The organism is Micromonospora sp. NBC_00617, from assembly GCF_045161355.1.
Taxonomy (GTDB): domain Bacteria; phylum Actinomycetota; class Actinomycetes; order Mycobacteriales; family Micromonosporaceae; genus Micromonospora.
Genome location: NZ_CP107751.1, coordinates 2,568,734 through 2,581,491, shown reverse-complemented (window position 1 = coordinate 2,581,491; position 12,758 = coordinate 2,568,734). Strand labels below are relative to the sequence as shown.

14 protein-coding genes are annotated in these 12,758 nt (G+C 73.3%); 9 read left to right on the top strand and 5 right to left on the bottom strand.

What is annotated here, in order from left to right; all coding sequences use genetic code 11:
• The first annotated feature begins 90 nt into the window (after nucleotides 1-90).
• From OG505_RS11815 to OG505_RS11805, 3 genes are all read left to right on the top strand, one after another.
• On the top strand, nucleotides 91-807 hold the full coding sequence (locus tag OG505_RS11815) for a VOC family protein (RefSeq protein ID WP_405433157.1): 717 nt from the start codon (nucleotides 91-93) through the stop codon (nucleotides 805-807).
• Between the two features lie 42 nt (nucleotides 808-849).
• The gene (locus OG505_RS11810; RefSeq protein ID WP_405433156.1) at nucleotides 850-1,383 is read left to right on the top strand and encodes a GNAT family N-acetyltransferase; all 534 of its coding nucleotides are present in this window, start codon (nucleotides 850-852) and stop codon (nucleotides 1,381-1,383) included.
• A gap of 142 nt (nucleotides 1,384-1,525) precedes the next feature.
• Entirely contained in the window at nucleotides 1,526-2,827 is a 1,302-nt protein-coding gene (locus OG505_RS11805) for an NAD(P)/FAD-dependent oxidoreductase (protein ID WP_405433154.1), read from the top strand.
• A gap of 23 nt (nucleotides 2,828-2,850) precedes the next feature.
• Here the strand turns inward: OG505_RS11805 and OG505_RS11800 are convergent, their stop codons facing one another.
• From OG505_RS11800 to OG505_RS11790, 3 genes are all read right to left on the bottom strand, one after another.
• Nucleotides 2,851-3,996: an AI-2E family transporter gene (locus tag OG505_RS11800; protein ID WP_405433152.1), complete on the bottom strand. Its 1,146-nt coding sequence runs from the start codon at nucleotides 3,994-3,996 to the stop codon at nucleotides 2,851-2,853.
• Nucleotides 3,997-4,029: 33 nt separating this feature from the next.
• Nucleotides 4,030-4,809, bottom strand: coding sequence for a spermidine synthase (locus tag OG505_RS11795; RefSeq protein ID WP_405433150.1), 780 nt, complete (start codon nucleotides 4,807-4,809; stop codon nucleotides 4,030-4,032).
• Between the two features lie 139 nt (nucleotides 4,810-4,948).
• Nucleotides 4,949-5,923 (bottom strand): DUF2267 domain-containing protein, encoded by a 975-nt coding sequence (locus tag OG505_RS11790; protein WP_405433149.1) that lies wholly within the window; start codon nucleotides 5,921-5,923, stop codon nucleotides 4,949-4,951.
• 201 nt (nucleotides 5,924-6,124) lie between these two features.
• On the opposite strand from OG505_RS11790, the gene OG505_RS11785 reads away from it, so the two are divergent.
• Nucleotides 6,125-6,439: a hypothetical protein gene (locus tag OG505_RS11785; RefSeq protein ID WP_405433147.1), complete on the top strand. Its 315-nt coding sequence runs from the start codon at nucleotides 6,125-6,127 to the stop codon at nucleotides 6,437-6,439.
• Between the two features lie 152 nt (nucleotides 6,440-6,591).
• On the opposite strand, the gene OG505_RS11780 is transcribed toward OG505_RS11785, so the two are convergent.
• A complete protein-coding gene (locus OG505_RS11780; protein ID WP_405433146.1) occupies nucleotides 6,592-6,918 on the bottom strand; it encodes an STAS domain-containing protein in 327 nt (108 codons plus the stop codon).
• Nucleotides 6,919-7,197: 279 nt separating this feature from the next.
• Here OG505_RS11780 and OG505_RS11775 point away from each other — a divergent pair, with 279 nt between their 5' ends.
• The 5 genes from OG505_RS11775 to OG505_RS11755 all read left to right on the top strand — a co-directional run bounded on the left by OG505_RS11775 (nucleotide 7,198) and on the right by OG505_RS11755 (nucleotide 11,690).
• Nucleotides 7,198-8,964: a SpoIIE family protein phosphatase gene (locus OG505_RS11775; protein WP_405433145.1), complete on the top strand. Its 1,767-nt coding sequence runs from the start codon at nucleotides 7,198-7,200 to the stop codon at nucleotides 8,962-8,964.
• A complete protein-coding gene (locus OG505_RS11770; protein ID WP_405433143.1) occupies nucleotides 8,961-10,007 on the top strand; it encodes a B12-binding domain-containing protein in 1,047 nt (348 codons plus the stop codon). The genes OG505_RS11775 and OG505_RS11770 overlap by 4 nt, the downstream gene beginning before the upstream one ends.
• 106 nt (nucleotides 10,008-10,113) lie before the next feature.
• On the top strand, nucleotides 10,114-10,461 hold the full coding sequence (locus OG505_RS11765) for an STAS domain-containing protein (protein WP_405433141.1): 348 nt from the start codon (nucleotides 10,114-10,116) through the stop codon (nucleotides 10,459-10,461).
• 71 nt (nucleotides 10,462-10,532) lie between these two features.
• Complete coding sequence (locus OG505_RS11760) at nucleotides 10,533-10,976, top strand: response regulator (protein ID WP_354861669.1); 444 nt, start codon at nucleotides 10,533-10,535, stop codon at nucleotides 10,974-10,976.
• 180 nt (nucleotides 10,977-11,156) lie between these two features.
• Nucleotides 11,157-11,690 carry an ATPase gene (locus OG505_RS11755; RefSeq protein ID WP_405433140.1) on the top strand — a complete coding sequence of 178 codons (534 nt, stop codon included), beginning with the start codon at nucleotides 11,157-11,159 and terminating at the stop codon, nucleotides 11,688-11,690.
• Between the two features lie 8 nt (nucleotides 11,691-11,698).
• Here OG505_RS11755 and OG505_RS11750 read toward each other — a convergent pair whose 3' ends face one another.
• Nucleotides 11,699-12,550, bottom strand: a complete 852-nt coding sequence (locus tag OG505_RS11750; protein WP_405433139.1) for a hypothetical protein — start codon at nucleotides 12,548-12,550, stop codon at nucleotides 11,699-11,701.
• Between the last annotated feature and the right edge of the window lie 208 nt (nucleotides 12,551-12,758).

Genomic DNA, 12,758 nt, shown 5'->3' with positions numbered 1-12,758 from the left:
GTCGAATACTCGGATGCGGACCGGCGTGTTCATCCTTAGGCTTCCGCTCCACGGCCGACAGCGGCCAACCGTATCGGAGTGTGCAGAGCGATGGCGTCTCACCTGTTCGCGATCAGCTTCGACGCGATCGAACCGCTGCGTCTGGCGCGGTTCTGGTCCGGCATGCTCGGCTGGGAGATCGTCGACGATCCGCGCGAGGGCGTGGGGCTCGTGCCCACCGACGACACCGGGTTCCGACTCCGCTTCGCACCGAACGAGCAGCCGAAGGTCGTCCAGAACCTCATGCACTTCGACCTGACGAGCACGTCGCCGCAGGATCAGGAGCGGACGGTCGCCAGGGCGATCGAGCTGGGTGGACGGCACATCGACATCGGCCAGGGCCCGGACGTCGACCACGTGGTGCTGGCCGACCCGGAGGGCAACGAGTTCGACGTCATCGCGCCGGGCAACAACTTCCTCGCTGGCTGCGGCTTCGTCGGCGCGTTGGCCTGCGACGGTTCGCAGGAGGTGGGGTACTTCTGGGCCGATGCGCTCGGTTGGCCGCTGGTCTGGGATCAGGACCAGGAGACCGCGATCCAGTCGCCGCGCGGCGGCACGAAGATCACGTGGGGCGGGCCGCCCTACATGTCGAACGAGGGCAGGGGTCGGGTGCGCTTCGACCTGGCACCACCCGCCGACGGTGACCAGCAGGCGGAGGTGGACCGTCTGCTCGCCCTCGGCGCGAGCCGGATCGGCACCGACCAGGCCGGTCGAGTCGTGTTGGCTGATCCCGACGGTACCGAGTTCTGCGTGCTGACGCCCCGCTAGCCGGTTGGACAACTGTCCCGCCGATGGTCAGAGTGGTCCGCCGTGAGATACCTGCGCAGCGGTGGTCCCGCGGCCATCCGGCGACCCCGGCCCGGCGACGTCGACGAGTTCGTGGCGGCCGCGAAACGCAGTCGGGACCTGCACCACCCGTGGCTGGCCGCGCCGGCGACCCCGCAGGAGTACGACCGCTACCTGCGCCGCATCCGCCGCCGGGACAGCGCCGGCTACCTGATCTGCGACCGGGCCAGCGGCGCGATCGCCGGCTACGTGAACATCAGCGGCATCGTGCTGGGCGCGCTGCGCGGCGGCTACCTGGGGTACGCGGCGTTCGCGCCGTACAGCGGCACCGGGCACGCCTCGGCGGGCATCGCGCTGGTGATCGACCACGCGTTCACGACGGCCGGGCTGCACCGCCTGGAGGCGAACATCCAGCCGGGCAACGAGCCGTCCCGGCGGGTGGCCCGCAAGCTCGGCTTCCGCCTGGAGGGCTTCTCGCCGGACTACCTGTTCATCGACGGCGCGTGGCGCGACCACGAACGCTGGGCCATCACCGCCCCCGCCCCACCGTCCGCGTGATCAGAAGCTACGCGTGGCCTTCGACCAGGAGCGGGGCGTGCAGGCCGTGGGCACCAACGGCAACGTCTGGCTCGACGGGCGCTGAGCGGCGCGCGCCGGCGCTTTGACGTTTGTCCGGGGCTGCGACGGGAAACGGCCCGCAATGACGAAACCTCGTGTGGTGATCGTGGGGGCCGGGTTCGCCGGTTACCACGCGGCGAAGACGTTGAGCCGGATCGCCCGGGACCGGGCCGAGATCGTGGTGTTGAACTCCACCGACTACTTCCTGTACCTGCCGCTGCTGCCCGAGGTGGCGGCCGGCGTGGTCGAGCCCACGCGCATCGCGGTGCCGTTGACCGGGACCCTCAAGGGCGTCCGGGTGGTGATCGGCGAGGCGGACCACGTCGACCTGCAGAACCGCTGGGTCGGCTTCACCCAGCCCGAGGGGGACAAGAACCGCCTGGCGTACGACCGGCTGGTGCTCGCCGTCGGCAGCGTCAACAAGCTGCTGCCCATCCCGGGGGTCACCGAGTACGCGCACGGCTTCCGCGGCCTGCCCGAGGCCGTCTACCTGCACGACCACATCGTTCGCCAGGTCGAGCTGGCCGAGCAGGCCGAGGACCCGGCGGAGCAGCGGGCCCGCTCCACGTTCGTGGTCGTCGGGGCGGGCTACACCGGCACCGAGGTCGCCGCGCACGGGCAGCTGTTCACCGACGCGCTGCACGCGCAGCGGCCCCGGCTGACCGTCCGGCCCCGCTGGATGCTGCTCGACGTCGCCCCCCGGGTGCTGCCCGAGATGGACAAGCGGATGTCCGACACCTCGCACAAGGTGCTCAACCGGCGCGGGGTGGACGTGCGGATGGGCACGTCGGTGGCCGAGGCGACCTGCGACGGGGTCAAGCTCACCGACGGCGAGTACGTGCCGACCTGCACGCTGGTGTGGTGCGTGGGGGTGCGGCCGGACCCGTTCGTCAACGAGCTGGGCCTGCGCACCGAGAAGGGCCGGCTGGTCACCGACGAGTTCCTCAACGTGCCCGGCTACCCGGAGGTCTTCGCCTGCGGCGACGCCGCCGCCGTGCCCGACCTGGTCAATCCGGGGCAGATCTGCGGCATGACGGCACAGCACGCGGAGCGTCAGGGCAAGCGCGTGGCGCACAACATCGCCGCGTCGTACGGCTTCGGACAGCGCAAGCCGTACAAGCACCACGATCTGGGTTGGGTGGTCGACCTGGGCGGCAAGGACGCGGCCGCCAACCCGTTGCACGTCAACCTGGCCGGGCTGCCGGCCAAGGCGGTCACCCGGGCGTACCACCTGATGGCGATGCCGGGCAACCGCACCCGCGTGGGGGCCGACTGGGTGCTCGATGCCGCGCTGACCCGCTCGGCCGTGCAGCTGGGGCTGGTCCCGGCGAACGCGGTCCCGCTGGAGAGCACGTCGCCGGAGGTCGCGGCGCGCGGCCGCTGAGCGGAACGCGTCGACCCGGCCGGTCAGCCCCGCGAGGTGGCGGGACCGGCCCGTCCGCGTGGTGGCTCGGCCGGCGGGGGCGGTTCGCCGGGGTCGGCCGGTGGGGGTGGATTCAGTCGTCGCGGCCCGTACTCGCGCAGCAGGATCTGCACGATGCCGGCGGCGGGGATGGCCAGCAGCGCGCCGAGCAGCCCGGCCAGCTCCGCCGCGAGCAGCACGCTCAGCAGCACGGTCAGCGGGTTGAGCCGGACCGCGCGAGACAGGATGAGCGGCTGGAGCAGATGGTTCTCCACCTGCTGGTAGACGACGAAGAAGACGAGCACGATGATTCCGGCCGTGAAGGAGTGCAGGAACCCGGCGCCGGCGGCGATCACCGCGCCGATCGTCGCGCCCACCAGCGGTATCAGGTCGGCCACCGCCACCAGCAGCGCGATCACGCCCGCGAACGGCACCCCGGTCAGGGCCAGCACCAGATAGGTCAGCACCCCGCAGATCACGCTGATCAGCAGGTTGCCGGTGAGGTAGCCGTTGATCGTGCGCGACACCTCCCGGCCGAGCCGGCGTAGCCGCTCGCCCTCACCGTCCCCGGCCGCCGCAAGGAGGCTGCCGGTGATCCGCGGCGACTCCAACACCATGAGGTACGCCAGCACGACGACCGTGACCAGCCCCGCGACGGTCTCCAGGACACCGCGCACCACGCCCACGGCGGGTTGACGCAGCCGGGCGCCGGCGTCACGCAGCTGGTCCGAGTGCTCGCTGACGTAGCGGCGTGCCCCGGTGCGTTCCAGGAGCTGGCCCGCCGGGCCGCGACCGGCGCGCGCGTCGCGCAGCAGCTCGGGCCCCCGCTCGGCGAACCGGACCAGCTCGTCCAGCAGCGGCACCAGAATGACCGTGGCGAGGACCGCCAGCACGACGAACGCGGCGAGGAAGACGAGCAGCGTGGCCACCGCCCGCCGCCGCACGAACCGGCGTTGCAGCCAATCCACCGACGGCTTGAGCGCGACTGCGAAGAAGGCGGCCACCACCGCCCACACCAGCACCCGGCGGGTCGCGTACACGAAGGCCAGAGCGAGCGCGGTCGCCAGCACCAGGCCGATCACGACCAGGGCCCGGCGGGCGGTGGCCCGATCGTCGGCGTTGCTCACCCGCCGGGCCTTCCCGGCGCGCACCGTCGGAAACCCGGCAATGCGGACGCGCACGCCCTAGTAGTCGTCGGTGAACGGGTGGGCGCCGGCGACGAACGTGTCGAGCGCGGCGGCGTGCAGCAGCCCGCCCGGGATCGGGTCGCGCAGGGCCGCCGCCGCGAGTCGGCCGACCGGCAGGCCGCCCGGGCGATGCGTCCCGGCGAGCACCAGGTTGCCGTAGCGCCGACCGCGCAGCATCCGGCGGTCCCCGAACACGCAGACGTCGCCGAAGACCGCCCGCAGCGTCGCCACCTGCACCCGGGTGCCGACCAATGGCGGCAGGTCCGTGACGTTGACCAGGTAGAGCCCGCCCGGACGCAGGGCACGGGCCACCTCGGCCGCGAACTCCACGGTGCGTACGTGCCGGGGCATCCGGGCCGCCCGGTAGATGTCGGCGATCACCAGGTCGTACGCGCCGGGCGCGGCGGCTGTGACGGCGTCCCGGGCGTCGGCGATCTCGACCCGCACCTCGGGTGGCAGCGGCGGCAGCTCCCGGGCGACCAGCTCGACCACCGCCCGGTCGCGCTCGACCACCCGCTGCGCGGAGCCCGGCCGGGTCGCGGCCAACCAGCGCGGCAGCGTTAACGCGCCGCCGCCGAGGTGCAGCACGCTCAGGGGTACGCCCGCCGGGGCGGCCACCTCCACGGCCGAGGCGATCCGCCGGACGTACTCGAAGTGCAGGTGCCGGGGATCCTCGACATCCACGTACGACTGTTCGACGCCAGCGGAGAGCAGCGTCCGTCCGGTTCGGCGGACCGGATCGGCGACCAGCTCCAACCGGTCGGCGGCACGGTTCATGACGGCACGCTAACCGAGCGGCTCGCGGGCCCGAACCGCCGGTGGGCGGACGGGCCGCGTACCACGCCCGGCACGGCCGACGGGCCGGCGGCGCGGGAGGTACCCGCGTCCACCGGCCCGCGTGCGCCGTCTGCGGCGGTCAGCCGCCAGCCATTCCGGCGCCCACCTCGTCGACGGCGTCGTCGATCGAGTGGGCGAGGTCCACGTCGAGCGCGGTCACCCCGTCGGCCTGGTTGGTGCGCACGGTCAGCACGGCGGCCGTGCCGCCCGGACGTCCGATGCTCGGGCCACGCCCGGTCTCCTCGCGCAGCCGGTCCAGCCGGGCGAGCACCCGGTCCAGGTTGTCCGGCGGCAGCGCGATCACGCGGTACAGGCCGGCACTGTCACCAGCCCAGTACGGCAGGTCGTCCAGCGCCGCCCGGAGCTGGGCCTCGTCCAGGGTCGGTGTGGTGGTGGAGGCGCCCACGATGCCGCCGCCGGCCGCTGGCGGGTTCAGCAGCTCCCGCAGGCCGTCGGGGACGTGCAGGGACTCGACCAGGTCGCCGTCCTGGTCGGCGAGCGCGGCGAGTGTCGCCTCGACCTGGTAGCGGGCCTGCTCCGGCGTACGTCCGCTGATCCGGCCCACCTCGGCCAGGAAGCCGGGCAGGTCCCGGTGCCGCTCGATGCCGTCGACGGGCACGACGTCGTGCAGCGAGTTCGGCACGGCGGCGAGCAGCCGTTGCCGCTCCGCCGCGTCCAGTGCGAAGGCGAGCACCAGCACTGTCGCCTCGGCGCCCACCTTGGCCGTCGAGAAGTCGACGCCGGACCGGCGTCGGACGTCGTCGACCAGCTCCTGGTAGCCGACGCTGTTCACCCCGGCCGCGCCGCCGGGTGGCGGCTGCGGGCGCGGATTGTCCGCGGCGCCCCTCGACGGCGGGGCCGGTCCACCGCGCGTGGTGTCCGACTTGTGCCGTCCGGCCGGTGGTGGGCCGGTCCGCTTGCCCTGGTCCAGGCTGGTGAGCTGCTTGGAGGCGCTCAGGCTCGCGCCGAACTCACTGGGCTGGCCGCCCTGTTCGCGGGCCTGCCGGGCCAGCGCCCGGCGCCGCTGGTTGTCGCCCTCCATCTGCTTGCGCATGGTGACGCCCCTTCCGCTGGGGATCGATCCTGCGCCCGTCGCGTTCCCGCCGCCCCGGGAGCCGAAACGGACGCCGCCGGCCGGGTAGGGCTGAGCGTCGATGAGGCTTCATCCGGCCGGGGTGAGGGATGTTCACCCGTGCGGCCCACAGGATCGGGGCAGGACCGCAGTTCTTCCGAGGTACGCGGAAGGAAGGTCGTCATGAAACGGATCGTCGAGATCGTTCCCGCTCGACCCGGCTGGTACGCCCGCTGGCAACTCGCGCCCGACGCCACCCGGTGCTATCCGGTGAGCCTGTGGGCGTTGCTGGAGGAGGCCGACGGAACCGGCCGGGAAGTGGTCGGAATGGACTGCATCGGCCAGTGGCCGGGTGCGGACGACAACGAGGCGGGTGGGGAGTTTGTCCGCTACCTGTACCAGACGCCCGACTCGGGGGAACCCGACGACATTCAACCTCCGTCGGCCATCGAACTGCGCGACGGCGGCCCCCGGCTCCAGCCGGTGACCGCGCCCTAGACCTTCCTCCGGCCCCCGACCCCAGGTCCCAGGGTCGGGGGCCACCCCCTTTTTCCAGGGGTGGCGACCAGACGGTGGGTGGGTGCGGTCGTCAGCCCAGGGCGCGCAGGTGGGCGGCGCTGTCGTCGGCGACGGTGTTCTCCACCGCCGGGTCACGCGGTGGCGGCGGACTGCTGCGAGCCGGGGCCGACCGTCCGGGTCGTCGGCAGCGGCCGGTCGAGCAGCGCCGCCACCCCGGTGATGTCCAGGATCGTCGCCAGGAAGCGGGGGACCGCCCGCAGTCGTAGCGTCGTGTCGACCTCCTGCCCCTCCCGCCACGCGTGCACGATGACGCCCAGACCGCTGCTGTCGATGAAATGCAGGTCGGCGAAATCCAGCATGATGGCCCGTGGCGCGTCGGCGAGGACCCGGTCGACCTCGGCGCGCAGCGGCGCCGCGGTCAGGTACGCCAGTTCGCCGCCCACGCGGATCAGGGGCATGTCGGGATCGGACCGATCGACGGACATGCTCAGCTGGATCGCTTCGGGGCCCCGCCCTTCCAATGCCACGATCACGCCTTTCCGCACGCGGCGAATCCAGCCGGTGCGAGGGGATCGTAACAACCGCCGGGCGGGTCCGCCCGGTACGCGACCGAGGGCCCGCGACCTGCCGTGGGATGCCGGTCGAGGCGGACCGGCGTAGGGTGGCCGGAGAGGTTTGACCACAGACGCCGGTTCCGGTGCGGGTTCGGGTGGACGACAAGGAGTGAGGCTCAGCTGGTGACTGCTTCCGACGTCAGGGACACCGACCCGGGCGACGGACGGATCTCCACGCCGAGCACCACGCGGCCCCCGGTGTGGTCCGCCGACGCGCCGTCCTGGCCCTCTCCGACGCTGCCGCCGCTGGCCCCGGACCGTGATCAGGCCGCGCCCGACTGGTCCGAGGTGGTCGAGCACTTCCGCGAGGGTCTGGTGGTCTGCGACGCCGACGGTGTCGTCCGACACGTCAGCCCGGTGGCCGAGCGGTTGCTGCCCGAGGTGGTTCCCGGTGTTGCGCTGGCCGCGTCCGGCGTCGCCGGTCTGGGCGAGGGGCGCCCCGGCGGCTTCACCCACCACGGCCGTCGGCTCACCGCTCGCCAGGTGCCCCTCTCCGCCGGTCGCTGCTGCTGGTACGTGGAGGACGTCACCGAGAGTGTCAGCCGCGCCGACGCGCTGCTCGCCGAACGGGCCCGCTCGGCGTTCCTGGCCGTGGTGGGCGACAAGCTGGGCAACCCGCTGCACCCGGACCGGGCCGCCGCGGCGGTCGTGCGCCTCACCGTGCCGACCCTCGCCGAGGTGGCCGTGCTGGTGCTGGCGCCGCGTGCGGGGCGTGCCCGGTGGTGGCGGGCCTCCCGGGTCGACGACGAGACGCCGATGGTCGACAGCGGCGTGCTGGCCGGCCCCGCCCTGCCGGCCGCGATCGCCGAAGGGCTGACCGGGGTCGAGCCGCACGCTCTCGACTGGCTGGTGGAGCAGGCGGTCGACGCCGGCTGGCTGCCTGGTCTCACGGGCGCCGACAGCGTCGCCCGGGTCGTTCCGCTGCCCGGCCGGGACGCTCCCATCGGGGTGCTGCTGGTCGCCCGACGTTCCAGTCGGTGGTACGACGAGGACGACGTCGGGCTGATGCGTGCCTTCGCGGCCCGGGCCGGCGCGGCGCTGACCACCGCCCTGCTCTACCGCGACCAGGCCGAGGTCGCCGACACCCTGCAGGCCAGCCTGCTGCCGGTCGAGCCGGTCGAGACCGCCGGTGTGCAGTGGGGCACCGCGTACCGTCCCGCCCAGGCGGGGCTGCGGATCGGCGGCGACTTCTACGGTTCACACCGGCTCGCCGACGGCGGTTCCGTGTTCTTCCTCGGCGACGTCTCCGGCAAGGGTGTCGAGGCGGCGGTCTTCACCGGCCAGCTCCGCCAGTGCCTCCAGGCGCTGCACCGGGTGGAGTCGCACCCGGGGCGGCTGCTGCGACTGCTCAACGACGCGCTGCTGGAGACGACCCAGGCGCACGGCCAGGGCCGCTTCGCCACCATTGTGCTCGGCGTGGCCCGTCCGCAGCGCGACGGCGGCGTCACCCTCACGATGGTCGGGGGCGGGCACCTGCCGCCGCTGGTGCTGCGCAACTCGGGCGAGGTCGAGTCGGTGCCGCTGCGCGGCATGCTGATCGGCGTGGTGCCCGACCCGCGCGTCGGTGAGGTGACCGTGCGGTTGGCGCCGGGAGAGACGTGCCTGCTCTACAGCGATGGTGTGACCGAGGCCCGTGGGGGTCGCCGCGGCGATGAGCAGTTCGGCGCCGAGCGGTTGCTCACGACCCTGACCGGCTGTCAGCGGATGCCGGCGCCGGCCCTGGCCGAACGCGTCGAGCAGGTCACCTGTGACTGGCTGGGGCACGGCGACCACGACGACATCGCGGTGCTGGCGTTGCGGGCGGTCAGCCCGGGCGGGCGAGGCGCGCGGCACCTGCACGCGGTGCCCACGTCGACGAGCGCCGACGAGCAGAGGGAGAGCCCCGCGTGACCGCCCCCGCCACGACCACGGACCTGACCGACGCCTACCCCGGCTATCTGGCCTGCCTCGCCGACGCCGACGAGTACGCCGCGGTCGACGTGGCGCTCGGTCTGCTCGACGGGGGCGTACCGCCGGAGCGGGTGCTGCTCGACCTGGTCGCGCCGGCCCAGGCCGAGGTGGGTGAGCGGTGGGCTCGCAACGAGTGGAGCGTGGCCCAGGAGCACGCGGCGACCCACATCAGCGAGCGGGTGGTGGCCGCGGTGGCGACGTACGCCAACCCGCGTCCGACCGGCGGGCGGATAGTGGTGGCCTGCATGGACGGCGAGTGGCATGCGCTGCCGCCCCGGCTGGTGGCTGAGGTGCTGCGGCTGCGCGGCTGGCAGGTGACCTTCCTGGGTGCCAGCGTGCCGGCGGCGCACCTGGTGTCGTACCTGCACCGGCATGACGCGCAGGCGGTCGCGTTGGCCTGCGCGCTGCCGATGCGGCTGCCGCACGCCCACCGGATGATCGAGGCGTGCCGGCGTTCGGACGTGCCGGTCGTGGTCGGCGGGCGGGGCTTCGGCGCGGACGGCCGGTGGGCGGCCCGGCTCGGAGCGGCCTGGGCGCCGAACGCGCCGGCGGCGGCCGAGTTGATCGCCGACGAGCGGGCGCTGCGGCGGGTGCCGCCGGCGCGGCTCGGGCACCTGGCCGACGACGAGTACGCGAGTCTCGTGCGCCGCAGGGGTGGGCTGATCGACAGCGCGCTGACCGACCTGCGCGAGCGGGTGCCGGCGACCCGCGACTACACGTCCTCCCAGCTCGACGCGGCGGTGAGCGACCTGGGGTACATCCTGGACTCGCTGGCCGCCTCGCTCTACGTCGACGACGCCTCGCTGTTCAGCGAGTTCGTCCGGTGGCTGGTGGAGATCCTGACGAGTCGGGGGGTGCCGGCCAGTGCGGTCGCCCTGACCCTTGAGCACTATGCCGCCGTGCTGCGCGACTTCCCCCGCGCGTCGCACGCGCTGGCGCGCAGCCGTGCCGGGCTGCCCGCGGCGTCCCGTCCCGCGGGCTGAGGACCGCCCCGAACGATCACCACGCGCTGCGGACCGTCGTACCCCCTTGCGTATACTTGCCGGACTGCAAACGTCCCACCCGACCGGTGGAGCGAGGGGGAGAACGGTGACGTTCAGCGTCAGCCACGCCGAGCGCGACGGCGGTGCGGCCTGCCTGCGGCTCGCCGGTGAGCTGGACCTGAGCACCGCCGGTGAGCTGGCTGCCGCCATCGACAAGCTCACTGCGGCGGGCGAGCGGCGGGTGCTGCTCGACCTCACCGACCTGACCTTCTGCGACTCCACCGGGATGGCCGTGTTCGTCCGGGGTGACAACCAGGTCGCCGCCGACGGGGGTTGGTTGCGGATCACGGGCGCCACCGGGCGGGTCGAGCGTGTGTTGCGGGTCACCGGTCTGGCCGACGTGCTGCGATACCCACCGGACACGGCGGCCCCGACGTCCAAGAGCGCCTCCTGATGGGCTAAATTTTCCCGCCAGCACGGTGACCGTTCCGGTCTCCGTTCTCCGCCGACCCGAGGCAGGTAGTGATGGGCGACAGCCCGCAGCCGGTACGCATCCTGGTGGTCGACGACGATCCGGGCGACGTGCTGATGATCGAGGAGGCGTTGGCCGACTCCGACGTCGAGAAGATCATTGACGTGGTCAGCGATGGCGAGGAGGCGATGGAGTTCCTGCGCGCCGAGGGCCGGCACGTGCAGGCCCGCCGACCGGACGTCATCCTGCTGGACCTGAACATGCCGCGCATGGACGGGCGTCAGGTGCTCGGCGCGGTCAAGCAGGACGAGGATCTGCGGACGATTCCGATCGTGGTGCTGACCACCTCGAACGCCGACACCGACATCGTCGGCAGCTACACCTTGCAGGCCAACGCGTACGTCACCAAGCCGATCGACCTCGACGACTTCAACGACGTGGTGCGCCGCATCGACGAGTTCTTCGGCCGCGTGGTCGTGCTGCCCAAGCGCCCCTGATCCGCCCCGGCGCGGCCGGTCGGCATTGTCCCCGCCGCCGGCCCGACGTGGCCCGTCGCCGCGCCGCGCCCGCCTGACGCGCTCGCATGCTGAACAATTTTCCCGAACTGCCTCGGTCGTCGTCGCCGCGTCCGAGGATCCAGGTGGGGATGTAACAGCGGCTGCCTGGGGGGCGACAGTATGAGGTTCTCCGTCGTGAAGACCGGCTACGACCAGCGGCAGGTCGATTCCTGCCTGGATGAGCTGGGGATCCGGTTGTTCCGACTCGCGGCGCGGGCGGAGGGCGCCGCCGGGACGACCCGCGAGTGGGACGAGATCCGCCAGGAGGCGACCTGGCTCAGCGGGCTGCTCCAGCGGCTCGACCTGGGCGACGCGGGGACGACCCGGCAGGCCGGCGACGCGGTGCGGCGGGAGGCGGCCGAGATCCTGGCGCAGGCCCGCTTTGAGCTGGACGAGGCCCGCGAGGAGGCCCGTCGCGTCCGCGAGCAGGCGTACGCGGACGCCGTGCAGGCCCGGCGGGACGTTGAGGAGGCGTTGCACGCGCGGCGTCGTCGCGCGGCGCTGGTCGACGAGATCCTCACCGGTGTGACCGTCGAGCCGGTGCCGGCCGACACGCCCACGGCCGCGGCCGGAACGGGCGTACCGGCGACCCGGGTGGCGGCCGGTGGCCGGGACGCGGGCGCCCAGCCGCCCAGCGGGCGTCCGGCCCGCTGAACGCAGGCTCAGACCGTGAGGGCCGCCGCCACGGTGCTGGCGCGCTCCTCGTGCTGGGCGTACGCGTCGGGGAAGGCGGAGATCTGCACGGCCTGGGCGGCGGCGGTGACGCTCATGCCCTGCCAGCCGGGGATCTCGGCCAGCGCGGTGTAGAAGGCCCGGGCGGCGTACGACGGGCGCATCAGCTCGGCCACCGTGCCCCAGCCGCTGCTGGGCCGCTGCTGGAACAGCCCGACCGAGTCGTGGTCGGCGCCGCTGCCCTGGTGCGGGTACTGCGTCGACTCTGGCAGCACGTCGCTGGCCAGGTTGTAGAGGTTGCTCTCCTGCATCGCGGTGGCCAGCGCCACCACCAGGGCGCGGCGCGGCATCTTCAGCTCCAGGCCGACGTCCACGATGATTTTGGCGTTGTCCATCTGGGTCTGGTCGAGCCCGGCGACCGGGCGCGGCCGGCTGGGCTTGACCGGCTTTTTGGGCGCCTTGCGGGTGGCGGTGGGGGTGGGCGTCGGCGACGTCGTGGGGGTGGTGGGAATGACCCGGGCGGGGGCGGCGTCGCGGTCCAGCGACCGGGAGGCGCGCTCGTCGGCGATGGCGGCGCGGTCGGCCAGCGCGTCGGCCATCGGCCGTACGGGCTGCGGGGCGTCCTCGGCGCCCCGGGCGGCGGCGAACGCGCCCAGGCCGAGGCAGCAGGTGACGCCGGTGGCCAGGGCGACCCGGACGGGGGTGGAGCACAGCCGGGGGCGGCGCGGCGGGTCGGGGGCCCGGTGACGGCCGATCGTCCGTTCGGTTGATGCGGCGTCGCCCGAACGGGTGGTCGGGAGCGCGTCGGTCAGCTTCTGGGCGGCGGGGTCGACGGGATGCACCCGCCGAGGCTAGATAGTCGACCGCCCGCTGCCATCGGCCCGTACGGTGGCATGCGCCACAATTTGCCCGGATCATGGCTGTCATATCGGGCGAAGATCGGTTGAAACGATGAAACCTCGCTGATCAGGCGAGCCGGTTATTCCCGATTAGCCCGGCTAACCCGGTCAGCGCTACGGTCTCCTGCACCGACCCCGGCCGCTCCCCGAG

Bases quoted from the DNA above. Each gene is read 5' to 3' on its own strand.
- OG505_RS11815 (WP_405433157.1), top strand. From the start codon at position 91: ATGGCGTCTCACCTGTTCGCGATCAGCTTCGACGCGATCGAACCGCTG.
- OG505_RS11805 (WP_405433154.1), top strand. From the start codon at position 1,526: ATGACGAAACCTCGTGTGGTGATCGTGGGGGCCGGGTTCGCCGGTTAC.
- OG505_RS11795 (WP_405433150.1), bottom strand. From the start codon at position 4,809: ATGAACCGTGCCGCCGACCGGTTGGAGCTGGTCGCCGATCCGGTCCGC.
- OG505_RS11790 (WP_405433149.1), bottom strand. From the start codon at position 5,923: ATGCGCAAGCAGATGGAGGGCGACAACCAGCGGCGCCGGGCGCTGGCC.
- OG505_RS11785 (WP_405433147.1), top strand. From the start codon at position 6,125: ATGAAACGGATCGTCGAGATCGTTCCCGCTCGACCCGGCTGGTACGCC.
- OG505_RS11780 (WP_405433146.1), bottom strand. From the start codon at position 6,918: ATGCCCCTGATCCGCGTGGGCGGCGAACTGGCGTACCTGACCGCGGCG.
- OG505_RS11760 (WP_354861669.1), top strand. From the start codon at position 10,533: ATGGGCGACAGCCCGCAGCCGGTACGCATCCTGGTGGTCGACGACGAT.
- OG505_RS11755 (WP_405433140.1), top strand. From the start codon at position 11,157: ATGAGGTTCTCCGTCGTGAAGACCGGCTACGACCAGCGGCAGGTCGAT.